18 protein-coding genes and 1 pseudogene are annotated in these 23108 nt (G+C 56.6%); 9 read left to right on the top strand and 10 right to left on the bottom strand.

Going from position 1 to position 23108, the window contains the following annotated elements:
* Positions 1–234: 234 nt before the first annotated feature.
* The 7 genes and pseudogenes from ACFQUU_RS17525 to ACFQUU_RS17495 all read right to left on the bottom strand — a co-directional run.
* Positions 235–444, bottom strand: a pseudogene (locus ACFQUU_RS17525) (SRPBCC family protein); the annotation flags it as partial.
* Positions 445–476: 32 nt separating this feature from the next.
* Positions 477–1268 (bottom strand): SDR family oxidoreductase, encoded by a 792-nt coding sequence (locus ACFQUU_RS17520; protein ID WP_382249319.1) that lies wholly within the window; start codon positions 1266–1268, stop codon positions 477–479.
* Between the two features lie 31 nt (positions 1269–1299).
* Positions 1300–2463 carry a sulfotransferase family protein gene (locus ACFQUU_RS17515; RefSeq protein WP_382249318.1) on the bottom strand — a complete coding sequence of 388 codons (1164 nt, stop codon included), beginning with the start codon at positions 2461–2463 and terminating at the stop codon, positions 1300–1302.
* A gap of 2 nt (positions 2464–2465) precedes the next feature.
* A complete protein-coding gene (locus tag ACFQUU_RS17510) occupies positions 2466–3572 on the bottom strand; it encodes a DUF1214 domain-containing protein (protein WP_382249317.1) in 1107 nt (368 codons plus the stop codon).
* Positions 3569–4084, bottom strand: coding sequence for a nuclear transport factor 2 family protein (locus ACFQUU_RS17505; RefSeq protein ID WP_382249316.1), 516 nt, complete (start codon positions 4082–4084; stop codon positions 3569–3571). The genes ACFQUU_RS17510 and ACFQUU_RS17505 overlap by 4 nt, the downstream gene beginning before the upstream one ends.
* Before the next feature lie 77 nt (positions 4085–4161).
* On the bottom strand, positions 4162–5541 hold the full coding sequence (locus ACFQUU_RS17500; protein ID WP_382249315.1) for a DUF1329 domain-containing protein: 1380 nt from the start codon (positions 5539–5541) through the stop codon (positions 4162–4164).
* 117 nt (positions 5542–5658) lie between these two features.
* On the bottom strand, positions 5659–7383 hold the full coding sequence (locus tag ACFQUU_RS17495) for a DUF1302 domain-containing protein (protein ID WP_382249314.1): 1725 nt from the start codon (positions 7381–7383) through the stop codon (positions 5659–5661).
* A gap of 773 nt (positions 7384–8156) precedes the next feature.
* Between ACFQUU_RS17495 and surE the strand changes: the two genes are divergently transcribed.
* From surE to ACFQUU_RS17470, 5 genes are all read left to right on the top strand, one after another.
* Entirely contained in the window at positions 8157–9173 is a 1017-nt protein-coding gene (gene surE, locus ACFQUU_RS17490; RefSeq protein ID WP_382249312.1) for a 5'/3'-nucleotidase SurE, read from the top strand.
* A gap of 8 nt (positions 9174–9181) precedes the next feature.
* Positions 9182–9817 (top strand): hypothetical protein, encoded by a 636-nt coding sequence (locus ACFQUU_RS17485; protein WP_382249311.1) that lies wholly within the window; start codon positions 9182–9184, stop codon positions 9815–9817.
* A 75-nt stretch (positions 9818–9892) separates the two neighbouring features.
* Positions 9893–10609 (top strand): EthD domain-containing protein, encoded by a 717-nt coding sequence (locus tag ACFQUU_RS17480; RefSeq protein WP_382249310.1) that lies wholly within the window; start codon positions 9893–9895, stop codon positions 10607–10609.
* Between the two features lie 321 nt (positions 10610–10930).
* Complete coding sequence (locus ACFQUU_RS17475; protein ID WP_382249309.1) at positions 10931–11623, top strand: TetR family transcriptional regulator; 693 nt, start codon at positions 10931–10933, stop codon at positions 11621–11623.
* Positions 11624–11944: 321 nt separating this feature from the next.
* Positions 11945–16060: a DUF4214 domain-containing protein gene (locus ACFQUU_RS17470; protein WP_382249307.1), complete on the top strand. Its 4116-nt coding sequence runs from the start codon at positions 11945–11947 to the stop codon at positions 16058–16060.
* A gap of 196 nt (positions 16061–16256) precedes the next feature.
* On the opposite strand, the gene ACFQUU_RS17465 is transcribed toward ACFQUU_RS17470, so the two are convergent.
* Complete coding sequence (locus ACFQUU_RS17465; protein WP_382249306.1) at positions 16257–17027, bottom strand: SDR family oxidoreductase; 771 nt, start codon at positions 17025–17027, stop codon at positions 16257–16259.
* Between the two features lie 126 nt (positions 17028–17153).
* Here ACFQUU_RS17465 and ACFQUU_RS17460 point away from each other — a divergent pair, with 126 nt between their 5' ends.
* Genes ACFQUU_RS17460 through ACFQUU_RS17445 form a run of 4 tightly spaced genes read left to right on the top strand, consistent with a single transcriptional unit; the run spans position 17154 to position 20413 of the window.
* Complete coding sequence (locus ACFQUU_RS17460; protein WP_382249305.1) at positions 17154–17993, top strand: alpha/beta fold hydrolase; 840 nt, start codon at positions 17154–17156, stop codon at positions 17991–17993.
* Positions 17990–19165 carry an LLM class flavin-dependent oxidoreductase gene (locus ACFQUU_RS17455; protein ID WP_382249304.1) on the top strand — a complete coding sequence of 392 codons (1176 nt, stop codon included), beginning with the start codon at positions 17990–17992 and terminating at the stop codon, positions 19163–19165. The genes ACFQUU_RS17460 and ACFQUU_RS17455 overlap by 4 nt, the downstream gene beginning before the upstream one ends.
* A 15-nt stretch (positions 19166–19180) precedes the next feature.
* Positions 19181–19966, top strand: coding sequence for an SDR family NAD(P)-dependent oxidoreductase (locus ACFQUU_RS17450; RefSeq protein WP_382249303.1), 786 nt, complete (start codon positions 19181–19183; stop codon positions 19964–19966).
* Positions 19967–20005: 39 nt separating this feature from the next.
* Entirely contained in the window at positions 20006–20413 is a 408-nt protein-coding gene (locus ACFQUU_RS17445; RefSeq protein ID WP_382249302.1) for a nuclear transport factor 2 family protein, read from the top strand.
* 307 nt (positions 20414–20720) lie between these two features.
* Here ACFQUU_RS17445 and ACFQUU_RS17440 read toward each other — a convergent pair whose 3' ends face one another.
* Together ACFQUU_RS17440 and ACFQUU_RS17435 are read right to left on the bottom strand one after the other, a co-directional pair.
* On the bottom strand, positions 20721–21935 hold the full coding sequence (locus ACFQUU_RS17440) for a helix-turn-helix transcriptional regulator (protein ID WP_382249301.1): 1215 nt from the start codon (positions 21933–21935) through the stop codon (positions 20721–20723).
* Positions 21936–21947: 12 nt separating this feature from the next.
* Positions 21948–22982, bottom strand: coding sequence for a Rieske 2Fe-2S domain-containing protein (locus ACFQUU_RS17435; RefSeq protein WP_382249300.1), 1035 nt, complete (start codon positions 22980–22982; stop codon positions 21948–21950).
* Positions 22983–23108: the final 126 nt, after the last annotated feature.

Genomic DNA, 23108 nt, shown 5'->3' with positions numbered 1-23108 from the left:
CGCACGCTTCTTCAGGCTTGATGCGACCGCATCAAAACCTTGCTTGACCCATGGTCCGTGGTTGCGCATGATGGCGTCGGCATTCAGTCCAAGAAAGATATCGGTCGTAAAGTATCGGCATCGGTCCTTGCTCAGGCTCTCGATGTATTGATCGCGCCGGGCCGCGTCCTTGGATTGTGCGGTGGGTCGCATTTCCCAGGACAGCAGCCGTTGTGGTTCGAATGCGACCAAGGTTTCGGGAGCATGAATGTACTGACCAGGCCGCGCCGGGTCGGGCAAGAACAGGTTGACCGGCTCGCCCAGGCGCAACGTCGATTCGACGCGCACCGTATACGGATTCCATTCGGGATAGCGGGCGAGATCGACGAGGACATCCCATACCAGCGAAGCCGGAGCATCGATATCGACCTTGATCGAGGTAACCAGATTTTCTGCTTTGCACATATCGTCATCTCCTGTGTAGACGCAATCCCTGCTCAACCCATGTACTCGCCGCCGTTGGCATCGAGAGAGGCACCGGTCACCGCATTGGCATAGTCAGAGATGAGAAACAGAGCGGCTTTCGCACAGTCGTCATCCGTCGGAATCCTGCCCAATGCCGTGCTGGCAGCGATCGGCGCAATGAGTTGCTCTTCCGGCACGCCGTATTCGGCAGCGCTGCGCTTGATATAAGCCTGCACTGGAGCGCCCCACATCCATCCCATGAACACCGAGTTCACCCGAATCCCATGCTGCCCGAGTTCCTTGGCAAGATACTTCACCGCTACGGCCAAGGCACCCTTCGACGCCGCATAGCCGGCCTCACCAGGGAACGGCCGCCGAGCGGCGACCGTGTTGATCATCGCAATTGCGCCGCTGCTCTGCTTCTTCATCTGTGGCACGACTTCTTGTGTCAGATTCATGGTGCCGAACAGATTGGTATCGAATACTGAACGCCAGGTTTGCAGATCGGCAGTATCGACTGCCTCCGGAAAGTTGCCGTGCATGAAAGCGCTATTGAGCAAGCCGTCAATGCGGCCGAAACGATCGATCGTCTGCTTCACCAGACGCTGGCATTGAGCGCGGTCAGTGATATCGGTCGGCACCTTGAGTACTTGACAATCGGTGCCGAGTGCGCGAATACCTTGCTCGGCCTCGTCAAGCTTGGAAGCGGTACGGGCGGCGAGCACGACTGCCTTCGCGCCCTCGCGTGCCGATTCGATTGCCATTTTTATGCCGAGCCCCGGTCCTACGCCGGATAGGATGATCACCTTGTTCTTCAATAGCATGCGCTTTGTCTCCTGTTAGTAAAAACGCCGTTCACAAATATCGCGCGCGATATTCCGCATAGTCCTGGCTAAGCTGTTCATCACTCAGCCCATAACGCGCAGCCGTGTAATCATGCGGGGCGCGTTTCTCGCGCCCATTCCTTGCAAGCCATCGCTGCATTCCCTCTTCCACTTCGACGTTCAACGGCATCTTGAGAAAGCGGTAAATATCCCTCACGACTTCCATCGGCCGGCTCACCGTATCGGCAAACCTGACGTCATGAAATACGTCGCCATCCAGGCCATCACGCAGCGCCATCGTGCGGCGTAGACCACGCGCAAACTGGCCATTCCATTGGCGGCCTGCCTCACGAGCGTCCGCGTGATCGCTATAGATGCGCCACAAGGTGTGCACGAAACTTGCCAGTGACGGAATGGTTTGCAAGGGATCGCGATGCGTCTGTATCACTTTTGCATCCGGAAAGACCGCCAGCAGCGCCTGCATTGCATAAAGGTGATGTGGCGTTTTTAATACCCAACGTTCGGCCATGATCCCGCGACGCTTCTTTTGCCACTGCAGGAATTGCAGCAGTTTCTTCAGATACGCATAGGAAGGTACCTGATCCTGCTGCTCACGCCAGTCCGCATAGGCAGGGATATGCACATAGGCATCCATCGCGCCGTGAAAGGATTGTTCCATCAGCATGACTTCTTCATCGGCTTCTTCCGCGTCGAGCGGATGAATCGAGAGCAGTTCCGGCATGGCTTCTATCATTGACGCGACTTCGACACGTGCGGATTCGATACGGGGATCGGCCTTGCCTGCCTCGATCAGCGATACCGGCACTGGATGCCGACTTTCCCACCATGCCAGCGAATAAAATCTGGGATCGGTTGCGAGAATCCGCTGCAGCAATGTCGTTCCGGTGCGCGGCAGGCCGACGATCACGACCGGTTCCGCGACCACCTCATCCAGAATTTCGGGATTGCGCTTGCAATAGTCTTCAACTTTCAGGCGATTGCTCAATAGCTCGACAAGGCGCTGCCGGATCAGATGGCGCCCTGTCGATGACAACCTGGCCTCTTTCTCCAGCGATTGCAGCATGATCGATAATGCCGGCCGAAAATGGACATCGCCGAAGTCGCTCAAGCCATTGCTGCGCGCGCTGGCCTCCTGCATGAGAGTATCCATATCAAACGCTTGTACGTCGACCATCGTCATCCTTTCCCGTTCAGCTCGGCAAGCTTCACCACCCGTGTCCGCGGATGCACGGGTGATTTCGCATCGACCCAGCGCAGGCATAGCGTGCCCATCTGGTGACCAGCGGTTTCCAGCCAATTCGGCAAGCCCGGATCGGTGTGCGACAGCACCAGGGTCATGCTGCCGTCGGCGTTCGGCGTCGCACTGTGTTTGTTGAAGCAAATGCGGTGATGGCGGTAGTCGAGAGACTCCATCCAGTAGTTGTTGATCTGAAGATTCCAGAAGCGGCACTCCGGGATGTGTTCGATCTCGATCAGCAACGCCTCGTCTTCTCTTAGCGACCAATAGGAATGGTAATAATAGATATTCGGGTCGCCGCCAACGGATTGGCACAAGGCCTGATCGGCCGGCGGAAGCTGGTTCGGATGCGATTGATAAGCCTGTGCCCAGTCGGCAAACAACGTGGCGGTGTTCTCGACGAAACGGGCCGCCTTGAGCAGGCCGGCATGCAGCGTTGGCGGATCCAGCGGCATTGGACCTGACTCCGCACCGATCCGTTCAATCGTTAACTGTGCAGGCTTTTCCTTTTTGCGATCAAGAAAAGTCTGGCGCACGATCAGTGCATTGCTTTCCTGCTCAAGCGGCAGCCAGTTGCCAGGGTAACGGTGTTGACTGAGCACCAGTTCGAAGTTGCCGTCCGAGTCGAATGTCATCTGCTGTGCATCGATGAAGCCGGTCTGTGTCATTTTCCCGTCCGTTTCGTAGCCGCCTTTCTGGCTGCCGAAGCTCAGGTAGGACACACTCCCACGGTGCCCGCGCACACGGTATTCGTTGCGGCCGTTCAGGCGCGCGTACTGATACAAGTTATCCGGATTATCGGCACCGATTTTTGCCGTTTCATGCGATGGAATTAGAAATCCCGGAAAGTCGGGATCGGCGAACTCGACGTGCATTTCCAGGCCGATGCGCAACAGACGGCTCAGATAGCGATATCCTTCGGCGCGGGTGAATGCATCTGCCGGCACTTCTGGCCTCAGGACTTGTCGGCCGGCCTGTCTGAGGATGTCACAGAACGTATCCCAGGTCTGTCCGGATAGGATAGGATCGTTGGCGGGCGCCGTCATGATTGCTCCTGCGACATTATCTGCTGCGGAATGGAACGGCCGGCAAAGACTATCTTGCTGTCTTGTGCGAAATCACGCACCAATGTGGATGTCACAACGCATCGTGTCTTGCTGATCATCCATTCGCCATCGATTTTTTGGTATTCATCTTCATAATACGCACCAAGCTGGGTCAACCTGTTGTCGACCGTATTGATCTGCTGATAAAACAGGCTCCAGGTGCCGTGCGCCCGATGCTCATCCGTGACGACGATCCGTGGATTGACGCCATGATGCATTTCGACGATATGCTCATGGCAAGCAAGGCGGGTGAATAATTCGACCAGTTCGTCACGATGGCGGAATACGCCTATTGCGCCATAGTCGATGAACACCTCGCCGGGGACGAAGCAGTCGCGTATCGCTTGCGGATTCTTGCTGTCGCAACTGAAAAGATACCGGGATTTCAGCGCTCGTATTTGCTCCAGGTCTTCCAATGCGCGCACGCGCGCTTCCAGTTCGGAAATGGGCATCAAGCCGCTCCTTGGTTGTCGGGAGTTGTGGGAATGGGTGGCGCACGGCCACCCGCTTAACGGACAACGTGTCGGTCTTACAGTCCCTTTTGCCGTGCGGCGTCTGGTGTGAATTGCGACGTGTCCAGCTCTCCACTGTTGATACGCGGCGCATTCTTCTGTTCATTGATCATGCGGTCGGCCATATAAGCGCCTGATAGCAGATCGTGAAACAGTGCGACGCCGGCTTGATAACCTTGCAGTTCATAGGCGTAGTAGAAGTTAATCATGCCAACGCGCCACAACTCACCGCGTGCGTCATAGTTATCGACCATGATGGCGTTCCAGGTATCTTCGTCGGTATAAAACACGCGTTTAGCGTACTGATGGCGTACGCCCGGCTTCAGCTTGGCCTCCAGTACCCATACCCTGTGCAGTTCATAGCGCATGACCTCGGGATTGATATGGCCTTTGCTCAGCATGTCCGCATACTTGATTTTAGGATCGTTGATCTTGTAGGCGTTGTACGGGATATAGATTTCTTTCTTGCCGATGATTTTCCAGTCGTAACGCTCTGGAGAACCGTTGAACAGGCGATCATCATCCACCGTGCGGAAACCGCCCGGGCCTTGCGGCATGTCGAAACCGAAACTGGGCAATTGACGCACGCGGCGCGTACCGGGATTGTATTGCCAGGCCTGGCGCGGATGGTTCACAAAATCCCAATAACCGTGACCAATGATGATTGTGCCCTTCTCGCGTTCGGGCAGCAGCGTCAGGACATTGAAATGATCCGACTTGCCATCCCATGCTTTACGCGAGGCGTTGACATCGTTGACCGTGGCGAGAATCTTGTAGTCGACCCTGCCCCACGCGATATTACCGTCCGGGTAAACCACTGCCTGATCGTAGATTGCGATCTCGCTCGTCGCCTTCGCTGAAGACAGCATGTTCCAGATCAGCTCGATGCCGCTCTTGGGAATCGGGAATGCCGGCCCGCCGAATGCACCCTGAATACCGTTTCCACCTTCGATGACTTCCGCCTGCGCCGCGTTTTCTTTCACATTGGCATGTACCTTGTCGGGATAGCGAAAGTCGCGATGGCTGGGGTATACCGGCATGCGAAAGCTGTCAGGAAATTTCTTGAACAGTGCTTTCTGCCCCTCGCTCAGACGGTCGGCATACTGCGCCATGTTCTGCGCCGTGATGGTATACAGCGGTTTCTCATTGGCATACGGATCAGGCTGGTGCTTGCCTGTGCCGCTGAAACTGACGCCCGGCGGTACCCCCAGCCATTTTCCGGAATATGGCGGGATGCTGCCGTCCTTGTTACCTTCGCGTTCCGCGCCCATGGGCGTGAGTGTCGTGCCTAATGCCTTGATTTCATCCGCATTCAGCTTTGCGGAAACCGGCGCTGCGGCGAATAAGGCAGCGGCCGCCATTGTCGGCAGCATAACTTGATAGAGCATGGATTTCATGTGCACCTTCCTTCTCGAGTAGAGTTAAACAAAGGTAACGCCCAAATCTGAAGCTATTCCTGGACCCCGAGCCTGCAAAGTACCTAAGTACCCAGTGCTGGCACGAGAACCGTTACGTCAAAAGCTGTATTTCGCGCTCAGCGCCAGATAATCGCGGTCCGCGAGTGGCCGCAGACGCAAGTCGGGGCTGCCAAGGAACGCGTTATAAGAGACGCCAAGTTCAAGGTTGTTCAGATACTTGAAGGTAGCGCCCACGCTCAGGCGCTTGTCACCCTCGCCGGTCAGGCTGCCGAAACTGCCCGCCACTGCAGGCACGCCACGCACGAGGTGCTGAAAAGTGATCGGCACGGCGAGGTCCCAGCCATTGAACACATTGTTGTAGTTCAGCGTCCATGCCAGTGCGTAAGCCCACGACGACCGGGTGTTGCTGAGGTCGCTGAACTGACTGCCGGCCATGCTGACCGCTTCGACGCTGCTGACCCGGTGCACACCGACCTCGCCGACCAGTGTCATCGCGTCTGCCAGCGCAGTCGATTCGACGGTCTTGATCGCCGACACTTGTCCTTGCCAGGACTTCGAACGTGTTGCCGTCGGGCCAAGCAAGGTATTGACCAGGACAGGTGCGCCATCGCGATAACTGAGTTCACCTGCCACACTGATGCCTTCAAGCTGTGTTGAAAAGCTTGCGCCGGTCAGCTTGATGTTGTCGAAGTACTTGATCTGGTAGCCAACCGGCAAGGCCTGAAAAGCGGGCGGCAGCGCAGCCGAAGTAATCGGCGGAATCCCAAGGGCGGCATTGCCGGGATAGAGGGAGGCAGTGCCAAGATTAGTCACGACGCTTGGGTTCTTGTCGTGATAACGCAGATGGTAAGCACCGAGTTCAGTCCTGTCGCTGATACGGAAACGACTACCGATACCCCACTGGCCGCTGTCCTTGGGGCGGATATCGGGACCGCGCAGTGCGGTCAGGGAAGTGGGCAAACCTGGGAGTGCAGCTGTCGCCGGGCTCGCCAGCAAGGGATTGGCCATTGTATAAATGCGGTCCGCTCCCGGGCCGATCATATCGGCGGTACTGAAATAGCTGCCGGCCGGTGACAGTTCGGTGGGGCGATACTGATATTGATAGTAGCCCAGCAAACTGACCGCGTCGTTGACGGCCCATTGGCCCGACACCTGGCCGGTCGGCAGCAGGATGTCCTTGACTTCGACACCCGGCACATTGGCCTTGGTGGCATCGGCTGGCGCCTGCGCCCCGGCGATGTTCGGGAAATACAGGGATTCGCCCCATTGCACGACCTGATTACCGGCGCGCAGATTAAGCTTGGTACCGCCGGCATTGAAGTTGCCATACACGTAGGAATCGAGCAGGCGAGCGCGGCGTCCATCATAGTCGCGTGCGCCGCTCGTAAACTCATTGAACGGCCCTGATTTGTTCACGGTGCCGGGCGAGTTGTTATCGTTGCTGCGGTTATAGACCGAGTCATAGAACGCACTGCCGCGCACGAACAAACCAAGGTTGTCATGCTTCAAATGGCCTTCAAGCAGAACGCTGAGACGGTTGGTCGTCAGGCTGCCACGCTTGAAATTGCGATCACCATCGTCGCCATTGATCGTCACAGGCAAGCCTGCCGGACCGATAGGGCCGTTGATCAAGGTATCCGAAGGTTTGCTTGCGCGAACACCTACACCATAGTTGACGGTGGCGCCATAATCGAAGGTCGTCTCGTCGCCAATCTGCACCGTGGTCGCAGCCATCACCGCCGGCGTACATGCCGCGAGCAACACCGCCTCGGCCATGCGTCGCAAACGGAAAGGGCCATCGATTCGTTGATAATGATTCATACCTCTGTTCTCCTCGTTGATCAATCGGGTAATTTTTTTAGCTATCGATGTGGTGCAGATATCGAATCGCGGCTCATGCGAACATCATTTGCATAGACATGTCAGCGGTATTTGCCGACCTGCCGGATACCGCCTTCGGCCATCTCGGCGGTACTTCGAAGACAAAGAACTGCGTCACTTCGTTATCCTGAAAGTTGTCGTGCGTCGGCATCACATGGGTATGGATCCGATTCGACAGGCAAAGCCCTGGGCGCCATCGGCGTCATGTTCGCCACAGCCGGCGTGCGTGATTGCGTCGACTACTGCAGTAATAGGGGCGGCATGGAGCCGCGGCGTGAAATGCCGACTCTGTGTCATTGATACGTCTCCTGGCTGTGATCATTTTTTTTTATTTTTCACGCGGCAAGCAGGGTGAACTGCACTACTGCTTTGCCGATGTGTGGCCAGTATCGAATGGAGATAACTGCCGGACATCGTTTAAACGGACTATTCGGAAAATTTGATCCTATAAAGTTGCATCCTGAACGATGCCTGCCGGGACTGGCTTGCATTCTCAAGGCCATTCAATTCATCAGCGATATCAATGGAAATGCTTGCCTGCCATGGTTCACCTGACTGAACCCCCCGCCTGCATAGTCTCTTCAGACGATGCTGCACATGGAATTCGATGCAAGCATCGGCCCGTTGCCTTCCCCCTGAAGGCGGCAACGATTCGCCAATCCATATCAACAGGCGCAATCGGAAAAATTCCATTCATAACGAGGAGATCATTTATGCAGCCATCCAAGCTGGTATCCGTACTGGGCCTTTCGTTGGCATGTGCCTTCGCCACTCCGGCGCAGGCGCTCAACATCGTCGTCACCAACGACGACGGCTTTGAAGCCTCATTTATTCATGCGTTGTACCAGCGACTGAAGGCAGCGGGTCATAGCGTGATTATTTCCGCTCCTGCTCAAGACAGCAGCGGCCAGGGCGGTGCTCTTAATTTCCTGCGTCCGATAGCCACCATGACAAAGGATTCACGTGCCGGCAGCATCAAGGCTGGCTCACCTGGCGTCGGCACAATGCCCGGAAACAGCGACGTGTACTACGTGGATAGCACGCCGGTCGCGAGCGCTCTTTACGGTATCGATGTCGCAGCGCCCGCGAAATGGGGCAAGGCACCCGATCTAGTGGTGTCCGGGATTAATTACGGCAACAACACCGGCATTATTAACAACGGCTCCGGAACGGTTAACGCCGCGTTAATCGCGATCAACCGGGGGGTGCCAGCAATCGCAGCCAGTGCCGAAGCACCGACCTCTTATCGCGCTTACGACAAGCTGGCTCCCGGCGACGTCGAGTATGAAAACGCCGATATCGTGGTGCGGCTAGTGAACGAACTCGACAAGCAAAAGGCGACTGCCGGCGGGAAGATCTTGCCTGACGGCATCGGTTTGAATGTCAACATGCCAAAGTTCGCCAAGGGCACTGCCGCCAACCTCCCGATCAAAATCAGCAAGGAAGGCCTCGCCAGCAGTGCGACACCCTTCTTCGTGCCTGATCTGTCGAAAGACTCGGTTGCCAATGGATACATCCCGGGCGGCGCACCTCCCTTGCCCGGCGTGACCTTGTATATCGGTGGTCCCAAGCCCGCTAACCTCACGATGCTGACCGATACCGATCCCGCCTCGGAGCAGAACGTGGTGCAGGCAGGAGCGGTCGCTGTCTCGGTGCTGAAAATCAATCACCAAGCCGATCGCGCGCCTGAAGCCGCAGTGCGCATCAAGCTGAATGCTCTTGCAAAGTGAGGCAGCCGATGATTCCAAGAGTCCTGCTGTGTGCCAGCGCGCTGGCCCTCCTCTCCGCATGTGGCGGCGACAACAACGTAGATAGCGCCGTTCTGTCCAGTACACTGGTCGGCGGCGCAAACGCCATGCTGATCGAGGGCGACCCGGATGGGCGTTTTGGCGAAGCGTTTATCGGTAGCGACGGCAACGGCATCCTGCTGGTTGAAAACAACGATCTTCAACCGGCCATCGCCTACTATGACGTCAAGGGCAATGCCATAAGACGTGTGCCTTCCGCCGCTTCCGCAATTCAGCTCAGTACGGTGGCCGGCAGCACGAGCCCGATCCGGACAACTGCATTGTCGCTTTCGGCAGTGGCCGGCAGCTACATGGCAATCGGGCGCGACAATACGGTGACGAATCTCTCGGTCGCCAGTAATGGCGCGATTGCCGGTGGCAATGCGACGTGCAAGATAGCCGGTGCCATCGAGACCACGTCCAACATTATCGGCGCCCTGTCGCTGTCCATCGCGCTGTCCCGCTGTGGCAGCACGGACGGCAACTATCGCGGATATGCAATTGGTGCGAACGAGTATGCCCCCGCCTCCTTCCGCATCGTTGCGGAAAACAGCACATCGTTCCTTGACATGTTGGCATTCAAGTAAGCGTGCGGCCTGCCCGCGATCTGGCGGGCAGGCCGCACGGGTGTTTGCAGCCTTGCAGTGAAAGAAAATAAATCAATGGAAAAAATTATTTACGTCGTATGGCGTAGCGAACATGCCAATGCCGAAGAATTCAGCCGGCATTTGCGTACAAGGCTGGCGGACAAACTGCTCTCGCTCGGCGCACGCGGCTTGCAAGTCAATGTGGCGGATGAGGAAGTGCGAGCTGCGGAAGGATTGCGTCAGACCGCTACCCTGCCACAGATGCACGGCACGCTGTCTCTCTGGGTTGATAGTGCCATCGCTGCTTTTCGTCTGCCGTTCGATCAGGCCATCGAAGCGGACGTCGCGCGCATGGCTTGCTATCTCGTTACCGAATCGCAACCGATTCGCAATACCCGTTTCCCGCCGCAGAACGGTGAACGTACTACCGGGTTTTCACAATTGGCCTTCCTCAAGCGGCCACCGCGTCTTACGCATGAGGCATGGCTCGATGTTTGGCATAACCGCCATACGCAGGTTGCGATCGACACCCAGGATAATTTTCTTTACGTGCAGAACGTGGTTGTGCGTTCCTTGACCCATGCAGCTCCGCCCTACGATGCGATTGTGGAAGAGTGTTTTCCGGCGGCAGCCATGACGAATCCATATGCGTTCTTTAATGCGATCGACGACGAAGAAAAACTCCAGCGCAATCTGCAGGCAATGATGGAGAGCTGCGCACGCTTCATCGACTTTGACAAGATCGATGTCTTGCCTACCAGTCAGTATGTGTTGAAAACGCCAGGACTCTGATGTCGGGAACGTCGACGTCAATCGGCGTGAATACCGAAAAACCTGGATCGTCTTCCCTTTCCCTCCAGAGCAATGTTACGCAGTTCAACTCTAGGCTTCGCCATTTAACCTCCGTACGTTAGTTTTATTGCAATGACATCGGGCGTTGAGAGCAGGCTTGGAGTGCCTAACTCCTGCCCATCAAATCTTTCGTATAATTGACCAGCGAATGGGGCAAAAATGCGGAATTGACGTACTTCGCCGAAACGTCGTCACCATCCACCGCATAGGCATATCCATTCGTCTCCAGCGTTGATTAGGCAGGTAAAAATAGGCGGGTTCATGCGAACATCAGGCAATATGCAAAAAGATCCATCGCACAAATCTCAGAAAGGAAAAAGCGGCTCACAGGATCGAACCCAAAAGACACTCGACAACCTATGTGAGGCCGCATGTCGAATTCTGGAAAATGGCGATCGTTCCGAGTTGACTACACAGAAAGTGGCTGAGGTGTCCGGTTATGGCGTAGGCACGGTATATCAGTACTTTTCTAACAAAGAGGAACTGCTTGAAGCCCTGGCTATGCGTGAACTGGACCGCATGCTGGGCGTGGCCGGAAAAATCCTGACCGATTGGAATGCAGCGCCAAGCGACGCGGTAATGAACTCCCGCCGTCTGATTGCCGCAATGATTGAAATCATCGGCGAACGTCCGCGCTTAGGCGGCATACTGCGCACCGAGATGATCAATGCCCCGGAAGATTCAGCATTAGGCCAGGGACTGCAACGTTACTATGGCTTGATTGTGGGCATGGCGAGCAGAACGCATCCGGAAAAGAGCCATCGCCTGCAGACAGACAGCGCTCGATTCGTATTATTCAGGGCCATCTCCAGCACCATTCAAACCGCCGCGGTTGAACGGCCGTCACTTCTTCGCAGCCGGGAATTCGAAGATGAAATGGTCAGGCTGATTCTCGGCTTTCTAAGCTATACACTCCCCGGTGAGGACGGCTCGGCCGCCACGGCACCGGTGTAAACTGTGGAGGCCTTGGATGGCATCCCGTGCGTCGGCCTTTGGCTCCGAACGGACACCCACAAATCTCCAGAGTTTTCAAGTGGATACTCGCCCTTCGATCCAAATCTGAAAAACATTCAGTTTCGACGTCATTGCCGTTCGTTTCATTGACGGTTTGTCCTTCGAAACGCTCTAATTACTCCCCGTCACATTCGGGGAAATCTGCGCGCATTTGATCATGATTGCATCAAGCATTTGTCGTGCTTGGCATCGATCAGTCAAAAAAACCTACTGCTGTTTCCCGAATCGTCATTGTTCAATATTTCGGTTCGAAGGAAATAAATGTCTCTCTCCCTTACTCAACAAGCTTTTGCAAGATTTTATCTGGCATGTTTTAACCGCGCGCCTGATCTAAGCGGGCTGGCTTTTTGGGTTGAGCAGAGAGAGGCAGGTAAAACCTTTGGCGAACTGACGGATAGCATTTTCAGCCTGGACGTTGTCAAAGCGATTTATCCCTCATCGCAGAGCGACAGCAATTTTGTCAAGGCGATTTATCAGAATGTCTTTGGCAAGGATCCTGACCAGGAGGGGCTTGCATTCTGGACCGACCTTTTGCACTCCGGACAACAGCGCAGCGATGTCATCATGTCGATGATGGATGCCGGTCTGAATTCGCCGGACGGCACTCCCGGAAAAGCGTTTATTACCAATCGACTGGAATCCGCCATACAGGCAGTAGAAAAGCAATTGGTCACCGGGGCGGAAATTCCGGCGGCAAGGCTGATCGATATCATGAAGTCAGTCACAGCTGATGCGGCAAGCGTTGCAACTGCGGCCGTGAAATTGGATCAATATAGCGGTAGCAAAATTGCCGGCACGGTCGCTGTTGATTATCTTCGAGGCGCTACGGTCTTTGCCGATGCAAATGGAAACCGTGTGCTGGACGACGGCGAGGCGCATACCATCAGCGACAGTAACGGCAATTTCACATTATCCAACGCCAAAGGCGCCATCGTCGCCACTGGCGGAACGGGCACGGCGACAAATTTGCCCTATGGTGGTGTGCTTACTGCTCCCATCGGGTCAACCGCTGTCACGCCTCTGACGACCCTGCAACAGATCCTGGTCGAGCAAGGAAAAACCGTCGCAGAAGCCCAAACGACGGTTCTGGCCGCATTCGGCCTGTCTGGAAAGCTCGATTTGCAGGAATACACAGCGCTGGCGAGTGCGCTGAACGAAGCCGCATCCGCTTCTGAAAGAGCGCTCGCGGTGCAAGTCCATGCTGTCGTGGTCAAGATACAGAACCTGGTGACCGCAGCGGGATCCGTATTGCAAGCAGTCGCCGGAACCGACATCGCGTCTGCCGCAGCATCCGATGCCGTATTCCGTTCTTTGGCCGAGCTTATCCAGTCCAGGATAGACACCGTGATCGATCTCACCGACAAATCGGTGGTCAAGTCCGTCCTGACTGGAAGCACCGTCTCGACCAATACGGCAATGCTCGGTGCCGCCGCTGCGACCATTCAAGCACTGTCGACGAGTTTTTCTACCGTGCTTGCAGAAACCGCGTCAAAGATTGATATCGCCGCTCAAACAGCGGGGTCCACGTTGGCGGTCGCCAAAATTGCTCAGATACAGGCAGCAACGCAAGGCACGATCAGCAACACCATTCATGTCGCGGCCCGTCTGGGAACGTTGGATTCCCTTATTGGCACATTGACCGGTATCGCTCTCGACACCATTATCAAGACTTCCAGAGTGAGCGATCTTGATCCGGCAAGCCGCCATGATGATGACGAAATTACGCTGGTGAATGCGGCACTGCACCCGCCAGTGACTGAACCTGACCCCGGGTCCCCGCCGCCGACGTTTACCGTGACCGAGAGCGCGTCCGGCTCGAAGATCTGGACCCTTTCAACGGGTAACGGCAACGTCGTTGTCACTGACGATGGAACGAGCTTTGTCTTTACACCAGGCACCGGCAGCGCAAAATCAGTAGCTAAGACCGGCTTGACCGAGGTCGTTGTTTCCGGGATTACGCTTTCCGGTGCGGCGTCGGTGTTGGCAGGCATCACCAGGATCGACGGCGCTGTGACGGTGAGCGACACGGGAGCCGTCACGGCAGCGGACCTCAAGTCGATCGAGGCAGCGACGACCGGCGTGGTGACCGCCACCAGCGTGACTTCAATTAGCGGCTCTGCGAACGACGCGAAGTTGTTGTTGGTGACCTATGAGGGCACTACCGGCGACAAGATTGATATGCGGGCCGATGTGGCCGTGACCGTATCGGATACCAGCCTCGCTGCCGCGACGCTCACTAGCATTGATGCCGCCACGTCCGGGGCCGTCGATGTTGGCAGCGCGAATACGATAACAGGCACGCTGGCTGATGTGACGACCGTCTATGCAAACAGCGTTTCCAACCCTGGTTCCATCACTGGATTGGGAAATGAAGATATTGCTCTGACCGACACGACAGCAGCCGCGGCCAGCCTCGTTAGTCTTGATGACAAGACGACCGGCAACATTTCGCTTATTAGCGTGACGAACTTGAGCGGCACACTGGCCGACGTGAAGACCGTCGCCTCCGCAAAAGGTAGTGCGGCAAATCAGTTTGATCTCAAGGCAAATGCCACTCTGGCGTTAAGTGACACAACGACTGTTGACGCTGCCGACCTGATCGAATTGGATGGCACGACGACCGGCAATGTGTCTGCAGTAAACGCCTCAACCATCAGCGGCATCTTGGCTGATGTGAAGACCGTCGTCTCTGCAAAGGGTACTGGCGCAAATCAATACAATATGAAAGATAATGCTGCCGTGACCCTGACAGACACAATGGCAGTCGTGGCGGCTGATCTGATTGCGGTGAGCGGCAAAACAGACGGCAACGTTTCGCTTGTCAACGCATCGACCTTGAGCGGTACACTGGCTAATGTGAGGACTGTCACCGTCGCTAAAGGCACTGGCGGCAATCAATATGACCTGAAGGCCGATATCGCCGTCGTCGTAAGCGACACAGCGATGGTTTCGGCGACTAATTTGATCGCGGTGGACAGCAAGACAACCGGCAACATTTCGGCGATCGACGCGGCAACCTTGAGCGGTTCATTCGTCAACGTGAAGACTGTGATGGCCGCAAAAGGGGCTACGGCAAATCAATTTGATCTCAAGGCGGATATCGCACTGAATTTAAGCGATTCAATAGTTGCCGTTGCCGATCTGATCGAACTGAATGGGATGACGACCGGTAATGTGTCTGCTTTGGGCGTAAGCGGAACGCTGGCAGAGGTGAATGCCATCATCGCCGAAAAAGGCGTGGGTGCAAACCAGTACAACCTTGGCTCCAGTTTCTTCGTCACCCTTTCAGGCCCTTTCGTTGCTGCTGACATCAACAGCATTGATGCCGTCAATGGCAACAAAATCATCACGTTCAACGGCACAGCGGATGGTGCAAATACTGCCGACATTCTCGACTTTACTGGTGTCACAGCCGCCCTGACCATCAATGGCAATGACGGTAACGATGTCATTACCGGAGGCAGTGAGATTGACACTATTGGAGGCGGCACCGGCAATGACACCATTATTGGCGGCAATGGCGCGGATGTGTTGACCGGCGGAGCAGGAGCCGATGTCTTTGCATACACGGGCAACGAGATAGCGTCCACTGGAATGGACCGAATAACGGACTTCGACAAAACTGCCGACAAGGTCCGCATCGCGCTCACCGGGTCGAACATCGACGGATCATCGTTTCAAGAGAGTAACGGCACGGGAGGAGTTGTCTGGTCAACGAAGAAGGCGGGAAACATTTTCATCGATGCGTGGACTAGCCATCCAAATTCAACCGATTACGTCTTCATCTTTACGCAGGATTCTTCGGGCGGCACGGCCGAGGCTATAAAAATCGATATTGGCAATATTGTCAATTTAGGCAATCTCGGGTCCACTGCATCGCTTTTCGAGTTCAACCTCACCGGCACAGACAATGGCGATGTGCTCAAAGGCGGTGCTGGCGCCGATACCATCAATGGCGGCAAGGGGGTGGATACGCTGACCGGTAATGGGAGCGCAGACACATTCGTGTTTGCCGGTACTGCCGGTGGAGGATCAAGCGGCGCGACATTCGGCCAAGCCGACATCATTACTGACTTCGTCGTCGGCACCGACAAGCTGCAATTCTCCGGCGTCAGCGCCGCCATATCGGCCCAGCAGAATGATGTTCAGGCGGCTGTCACCGCCTTGGCTGGCGGATCGTCCGCTACGGCAATTGCCAGCGCGATGGCCACCGCCAACCTGACCAACCTCGGGGTTTCGTTTGCCGTCTTTGAGGGCAATACCTATGTGCTGTTTGAAACTACCGGATCCGGAAGTGGTGTGGCGGCGGATGACGTCTTCATCCAGCTAACCGGTGTTTCGGTTCTGCCGACTTTCGCGGCTGCTGTTATCGCCTAGTGCTCTGTCCCGCAGCTAACTTCATTAAAGACCGTATGTCAGATGGCTCAACGGCACGGCATACGAGCAAATGAATATATGAAGTTATTTGCAGGACGCCACACTAGCTCTTGAAGTAGGCGTTTGGTCTGCACCGCTTTGATGGGGGGCAGACATCATTAGAACCTGTCATGGCTGTCGCCCCTAAAAGAGCCAGTCAGCGCTTCGCCTCGGCAGCCGCCAGAAACGCTGGCCGCTCTCCTCCTCCTTCCATGACCAGATTGCTGCCGGTCGCATAAGCTGCGCCCGGTGACGCGAGAAAAAGACAGCCGGCCGCGATATCGTCCGGCGTCGCCAGCCGGCCGAGTGGAATCGTGGCGGACACGGCAGCGAGACCGGCTTCGTCACCGTAATGTTCACGCGCATCGTCGGTGAGTACCAAGCCCGGGCTCAATGCGACCACACGTACCTTGGGTGCCCACTCAATAGCCAGCGAACGCACCAGGCTGATCACGCCTGCCTTGGCCGCGCCGTAAGCTGCCGTCCCCGGCGAGGGGCGCAAGGCGCTCACGCTGCCGATGAACAGGATGACGCCGCCATCGCTCTGCGTTTGCATCAATGCATTGGCCCGCTGCGCCAGGTCGAGCGGTGCCAGCAGGTTGAGCCGAATGATCGATTCATGAAAACGAGGCGATGCATCCGCCGCCAGCACAGGCGGACTTCCGCCGGCATTGTTGACGACCACATCCAGTCGGCCGAACTGTGCGGCAATGCGTTCGATCAGCTGCTTGACCTGCTCCGTATCGCGGACGTCTGTCTGCATGAACACGGCTTCGCGTCCATCGCGATGCAACGGCTGTTCTGGCGCTCGCCGTCCGCAGATAATTACCTGTGCCCCGTTCGCCAGAAACATCTCGGCAATCGCCTTACCGATACCGCGTGTGCCGCCGGTGACCAGCACGACCTTTCCCGCAAAACTCGCCTGCATTGCTCTCTCCCTTGCAAAGCTGCATGGTAAACAAAGCACGCATTGCCTACATAGTCTGAAGGGACGATGTGAAGCCATTCTCCATTTGCCATGATCGGATCACCATGGCAACGGGAGTGCGCTTACATGACTCAACAATTTCCCATCCCTTTCGGCAAACAGGTCGTGCTGAAAAACGGGATGGCCATCCACTATCACGAGGCCGGCCAGGGTGCGCCGGTGGTATTTCTGCACGGCAGCGGTCCCGGAGCCAGCGGCTACAGCAATTTCAAGGGTAACTATCCGCAATTTGCGGAAAGCGGCTGGCGTGCGATCGTGCCGGACCTTCCTGGCTATGGATTGTCTTCCAAACCGGAGGATGCCGAGTATGTGCTCGACTTCTTTGTTGAGGCGTTGCATCAATTTTTGCAGAGCCTAGACATTAAACGTTGCACGCTGGTTGGCAACTCGCTCGGCGGAGCGATTGCGATCAAGTATGCGCTCGACTTCCCCGCTGAAGTCGCAGAACTGATCCTGATGGCACCGGGCGGCGTGGAGGAACGCGAGACCTATTTCCAGATGGAGGGCATCCAAAAGATGGTGGCATTGTTCGCCGGCCGCCAGCTCGATGCGCCCACCATGCACGGCTTGATGTCGCTGCTGGTCTATGACAACAGCCTGCTCACCGATGCCTTGATCGCCGAACGCGTCGGTGTTTGCGACACCCAACCGACCACGGTGCTGTCGACCATGCGCGTGCCGAACATGACTGAGCGTTTGCATGAGCTGGCCTGCCCGGTGCTCGGCTTCTGGGGCACGGAAGACAAATTCAATCCGGTCTCCGGCGTCATGAAACTGATGGCGCACTGCCGCGATGCGCGCTTCCTGCTGATTAACCGCTGTGGACACTGGGTGATGGTCGAACATCGCGACACCTTCAACCGCATGTGTCTCGATTTCTTATCTGAATTAAAGGAAAAACAATGAAATTCTCTCTCATTTACGAAGCACAAATGGTTGACACCTCGCGTGCCAACGAAGCCAAGGTATTCCACGAGACTATCGAACAATGCCTGCTGGCCGAAGAACTCGGTTTTGATAATGTGTGGGCTGTCGAGCATACTTCGCTGACACAGTACTCGCACATGTCGGCACCCGAGACTTTCCTTGCCTTCCTCGCGGGACGCACGACACGTCTCGGCATCGGCCATGGCGTAGTCTGCCTGCCGCACAAGATGAATCATCCGATCAAGGTGGCCGAGCGTATCGCCACTCTCGATATCCTGTCCAAGGGACGACTGCATTTTGGCATGGGCAAGGGAGGCACCCAGCAGGAAGCCGGCGCTTTCGGCGAACAGCTCGACAAGTTGCAGCCGCAGATCGACGAGTCGATGAACATCATTCCCAAAATGTGGCGTGACGGCGTGTTTGAATACAAGAGCGCAACCACCGGTCTCGAGATCCCGCCGCGTCCGATCCATCCGAAACCTTATCAGGACCCGCATCCGCCGCTGTACATGGCATGCACCCGCCATGAAACGCTGGTCACCGCCGGCAAGCGCGGGTTGGGCGCACTAGTGCTCGGCTTCGGTGGTCCGGAGGATATCCGCAAGAAGGTGCAGACTTATCATGAGTCCTTCGACAGCCGCGACCAAAAGGATCAGGTCGGTGAATTCGCTACCCGCCATGTCGCGGCGCTCTGCCCGGCCACGGTGCTGGACGATGCGGAACGGGCGCGCCGTGTCGGTGTACGCGGCCAGCGTTTCTTCGCCGAATCGCTCGCCCGCTGGTATCAGAACGGACCGGAACCCCAGGTTGATGATCTTGATGCGGAAGAAACGATCAACATCATGGATAAGTCGCGTCAGCAGGTCGAAGCCTATCTCGGTCAGGAAAAAATTCCCTACGGAACCGAGGCAACCGGCCTGTACAACGCCGAGCATGCGTACGGCAGTGCTGCCCAATGCATCAACTATGTGCAACAATTGATCGATGCCGGCGCTGACGAAATCCTGTTCCTGGTACAGATGGGAACGGTTCCCGGCGACGTGCAGCTGGAGACGGTGCGCAATATCGGCAAGCACGTCATCCCTTATTTCCGCGAGCAGTCAAAAAAATCCGCCGCGGCATCGAAAACAAAGGCGACCGAAGTCGCATAACAGGAGACATTCAACATGAAACAAGTGGCACGCCTTTTTTCCCTTGACGGCAAGGTTGCCGTTATCACCGGCGGTGCACGTGGTATCGGCGGCGCCACGGCGCGGCTGCTGGCCGATGCCGGTGCCAGGGTCGCGGTGGTCGATTTGCTGGAGGATGAAGGCGAAAAAACCGTCGGTGAAATCGTAGCGGCTGGCGGCGCCGCGCGTTTCTGGCGGCTCGATGTCGGCGATGAAGCGAACGTGGCACGCGTGTTTGCCGATGTGGAAGCCCATTTTGGCCGGCTCGATATCCTGATCAATAATGCGGGTATCGAGGGCGAAAACATTCCCACCGACCAGATGACGCTGGAACAATGGGAGCGCGTGATGCGCATCAACGTGACTGGCACCTTCCTTTGCACCAAGCATGCGGTACCGGCAATGGAACGCGCCGGTGGCGGCGCCATCGTCAACGTATCGTCGATGTATGGCCTCGTCGGCGGACCCGACGTGCCGGCCTATCATGCATCGAAGGGCGCAGTGCGCCTGATGGCCAAAACCGACGCGCAACTCTATGCGACCAGAAATATCCGTGCCAATTCCATCCATCCCGGCTTCATCCGCACCCCGATGCTGGAACAGGCATTGAGCAAGCACGGCCCGCTCGAAAACGTGATCGCCGGCATGGCGCAACTCAATCCCATGCAGCGCATCGGTGTGCCCGAGGATATCGCTGCCGGCATTCTTTACCTGGTATCGGATGCCGGCCGCTATGTGACTGGCACCGAATTGATCATCGATGGCGGCTACACGTCACGTTAAGTCGGCAATGGAAGAATGGGAGTTTAGATGATACAAGCCATGATGAAGCAACTGCTTGGCACGATACGCGCTGACGTCTCGCCCGAGCAGATCAAGGCCGCTGTCGACGGCTATCTCGACAGCTGGCGCAACAATGATGCGCAGGCGCGCGGCGCCCTGTTTGCCGACGATGCGATCTTCGAAGATCCGGTCGGTACGCCGCCGATCGTCGGCAAGTCGGCGCTATTCGAATTCTGGAAGCGCACCGATGCGGTGCCGACCCGGTTCGAACCGGTACTGGAACGCCTCATCGTCTGCGGCAACGAGGCGCTGGTGCAATTTACATTGACCATCACGATCGAAGGCGTGCCGCCCTGCACAATCCGTATCCTGGAAAATTTCAGGCTGGACAAACAGGGAAAAATCGCGCATCTGCGCGCATTCTGGGATGAGAGCAGCGTGGCGTGATGCCCTCTCCTTCGAGCCCTTGCGCTTCGGCCCGCTGACGCTGCGCAATCGCTTTATCGCCAACAGCCTCCATCAAGCCTGCTTGCGTGTCGAGAGGATGCGAAGTCAATGCTACTGCGTCAAAAGCTTCACTGCATGATTCCCTCCCCCTTGCAGGGGGAGGGCTAGGGTGGGGGTAGTGCGCTCGAGGTATCAACTCTATATCTCGAACGTGTCACCCCCATCCCAACCTTCCCCCTTACAGGGGGAAGGAGCCGTTCGGAGCAGGTTTTAATGCGACGGTACTAGCAATCCGTGAGAGGCACCCTCAGCTTTCCCTCACCCCCAAGGTCGCCACACTATTCAAAATAATCCGCACCAGCTCAGTCTGTCGCGTCACATCGGTCTTGGAAAAGATCGCACGCAAATGGGCTCGCGCGGTATTGCGGCGTATTCCCAGCTCCAGCGCCGCCTCTTCCAGAGGCAAACCGTCCGCCAGCAGCATTGCTAGGTTGGTTTCGGCCGGGGTGAAATTGAACAATTGACGCACGATGTCGTGCGGTGCCTGGGCTTTCTGTTCCGGATCGCGGATATACAGTACGGCTGCAGGGCGGCGCACACGTTCCGACCATTCGTTCGGCGGTACGCTATGCACAACGATGCCGAGGTTACGGCGTCCCGACGAACGCGTAATGGACAGTGCATCGATTAGCGAGGCACGCGCATTGCCCTGGCCTTCCAGCGCGCTCTTGATCAGGCGCTGCAGTTCGCGATTGTCTGCCGGGTGGGTCGCATGTGGCATATTGTTGAGGATGCGCATGCCGTCTCCGACCTGGAGGATCGTGTCGGCCATGCGGTTGGTTTGCAGGATATGCCCGTTCTCATCAAGTATCACGGTACCGACCATCAATCGGTCCATCGCACCTGCATACAGCTTGCGTTCCGATTCCACACGGTCGAGCCGGCCATGCAACTGCACCGCGCGCTTGAAATGCGGCAGCAGCGTCGTGCACAGCATCTTGTCGCGCTCGGCGAAGTTGGGCATATTGCGTGGCCGGCAAACCCGCAGCCGGCATTCGCCGCCATCGGCGGTGCGCACATCGGCGCCCATGATGTAATGCACGCCGAAAGGCTGCAGAAATTCCTGATAAAACGGCGATTCTACCCAGCGGGATTCCTCGATGATTTCATTGATGGTGACCATGCGGTCGGACGGCAGTCCGACGAAGGGATCGAGTGCGTAGAAATGGCTGTCATAAGAGATCTGGCCCTCGGTCGTCACATCGCCGACGTTGACCATGAGGCCATGGTCGCCGGCTCGGGGAGGACGCAGGATCAGGGTGACATAGTTGGCCTGCAACTCGGAACGCAGGCGGATCAGACATTTTTGCCAGGGAATTGACTCCAGCAAGCCGTCGTAGACCGCCCCGGTCAATTCGGCAAACAGGTCCAATGAAATAACCGAAGCTGAATTTTTCATCGAAAGGATCTCCGCACTCCCGCCTGTTGTGGCGTAGTCGGCAATGTGTGCAACGGCTTTCATTGGGACCTCCGATCAGCTTGCCTTGACTTCGAATTCGCGCCGTTCTCTCGTTGTCGGACCCACCTCTGCAGCATCTACATAAAACTGCTGATACCACTCGCGCAACTGATAGACCGGACCGTCGGCTTCGCATAGCAGTGGATTGTCGATGCGGGTCTTGTTGTGCCAGATCTCGACGTCTTCGTAGAAGGCATCCTGGGCGAGTCTAACATACTGATCGGCGGCAATTCGGCTTTGTTCTTCCGGCATGCCCGGGAATTTTCGCACCAGCACGCCATAGCGCAGCTCGAAGCTGTTCATGTCGATGGGCACATGGCAATTGAGGAGGACGGAGTCGACCGGATAGCCATCCATCTCGCCTTTCATCACCGTGATCTGATAGGCGGGGCCATAGTAGGTCGCGGTACTGGTCAGGACGCCGTCGCCGGCCAGACGCTTGCTTTTGCTTTCCATGTACTGCGTCGCGATGTGCTTTTCGAACACATTGAAAAAACGTGTCACGAAGGCGCCATGTACCGCGCCAAAATGCGCCATGTCGGAAATATTATCAATCAGCTCACGACAATTGGTATTGATGACCATCTTGTCCATCGCCCACGGCATCCATTCGTCGGAAAAACAAGCATCTATGCGCGGGATGGCGACTTCCGGCGGCGGCGGATTGCCTTCCGGGTCGTGCCAGACAAAGAGCAGATGGTTTTGTTCGCAGGTTGTCCAGGCACCGATGCGGGCTTTCGGTGGCACGCGTTTGCAGTAGGGAATTTCCTTGCAGACACCATCCGTGCCCCAGCGCCAGTCATGGAAGGGACAGGCCAGCGTGTCGCCCTTGACCGTGCCCCGGCTGAGGTCTGCGCCCATGTGCGGGCAGAAGCTGTCAAGGATGTGAATGCCCCCGCTCTCGCCCTGAAACGCAACCAGGCGCGTGCCGAAAATATTCAGTGTATGCGGCTTGCCATCCTTGTAATCCTGGGCCAGCCCCAGACAGTGCCAGCCACGCGCATAACGCTGTTCCAGCGGGCGCGCCTCGATCTTGTATGCCTTTGCCATCTTCTCTCCTATTGGTTTGGGTTTATCCAAAAAGTAAACGGACGGCATGGCAGCGGCATCGTCTCTTCGGACGATGCCGGGCCGCTGCGGTACAGCGATATTGCATCCCAATACCTTCACCGGAGC

Origin of the sequence: Herbaspirillum sp. GCM10030257 (assembly GCF_042666555.1) — a bacterium.
GTDB lineage: Bacteria > Pseudomonadota > Gammaproteobacteria > Burkholderiales > Burkholderiaceae_D > Noviherbaspirillum.
The sequence above is the reverse complement of the archived record's forward strand: the minus strand, read 5'-3'. Positions and strand labels throughout refer to the sequence as shown.

Excerpts from the sequence above, each read along its gene's own strand:
- ACFQUU_RS17435 (WP_382249300.1), bottom strand. The coding sequence starts at position 22,982 with ATGGCAAAGGCATACAAGATCGAGGCGCGCCCGCTGGAACAGCGTTAT.
- ACFQUU_RS17505 (WP_382249316.1), bottom strand. The coding sequence starts at position 4,084 with ATGCCCATTTCCGAACTGGAAGCGCGCGTGCGCGCATTGGAAGACCTG.
- ACFQUU_RS17470 (WP_382249307.1), top strand. The coding sequence starts at position 11,945 with ATGTCTCTCTCCCTTACTCAACAAGCTTTTGCAAGATTTTATCTGGCA.
- ACFQUU_RS17500 (WP_382249315.1), bottom strand. The coding sequence starts at position 5,541 with ATGAAATCCATGCTCTATCAAGTTATGCTGCCGACAATGGCGGCCGCT.
- ACFQUU_RS17495 (WP_382249314.1), bottom strand. The coding sequence starts at position 7,383 with ATGAATCATTATCAACGAATCGATGGCCCTTTCCGTTTGCGACGCATG.
- ACFQUU_RS17440 (WP_382249301.1), bottom strand. The coding sequence starts at position 21,935 with ATGAAAGCCGTTGCACACATTGCCGACTACGCCACAACAGGCGGGAGT.
- surE (WP_382249312.1), top strand. The coding sequence starts at position 8,157 with ATGCAGCCATCCAAGCTGGTATCCGTACTGGGCCTTTCGTTGGCATGT.
- ACFQUU_RS17455 (WP_382249304.1), top strand. The coding sequence starts at position 17,990 with ATGAAATTCTCTCTCATTTACGAAGCACAAATGGTTGACACCTCGCGT.
- ACFQUU_RS17445 (WP_382249302.1), top strand. The coding sequence starts at position 20,006 with ATGATGAAGCAACTGCTTGGCACGATACGCGCTGACGTCTCGCCCGAG.
- ACFQUU_RS17475 (WP_382249309.1), top strand. The coding sequence starts at position 10,931 with ATGCGAACATCAGGCAATATGCAAAAAGATCCATCGCACAAATCTCAG.
- ACFQUU_RS17520 (WP_382249319.1), bottom strand. The coding sequence starts at position 1,268 with ATGCTATTGAAGAACAAGGTGATCATCCTATCCGGCGTAGGACCGGGG.
- ACFQUU_RS17450 (WP_382249303.1), top strand. The coding sequence starts at position 19,181 with ATGAAACAAGTGGCACGCCTTTTTTCCCTTGACGGCAAGGTTGCCGTT.
- ACFQUU_RS17465 (WP_382249306.1), bottom strand. The coding sequence starts at position 17,027 with ATGCAGGCGAGTTTTGCGGGAAAGGTCGTGCTGGTCACCGGCGGCACA.
- ACFQUU_RS17485 (WP_382249311.1), top strand. The coding sequence starts at position 9,182 with ATGATTCCAAGAGTCCTGCTGTGTGCCAGCGCGCTGGCCCTCCTCTCC.
- ACFQUU_RS17460 (WP_382249305.1), top strand. The coding sequence starts at position 17,154 with ATGACTCAACAATTTCCCATCCCTTTCGGCAAACAGGTCGTGCTGAAA.
- ACFQUU_RS17515 (WP_382249318.1), bottom strand. The coding sequence starts at position 2,463 with ATGGTCGACGTACAAGCGTTTGATATGGATACTCTCATGCAGGAGGCC.
- ACFQUU_RS17480 (WP_382249310.1), top strand. The coding sequence starts at position 9,893 with ATGGAAAAAATTATTTACGTCGTATGGCGTAGCGAACATGCCAATGCC.
- ACFQUU_RS17510 (WP_382249317.1), bottom strand. The coding sequence starts at position 3,572 with ATGACGGCGCCCGCCAACGATCCTATCCTATCCGGACAGACCTGGGAT.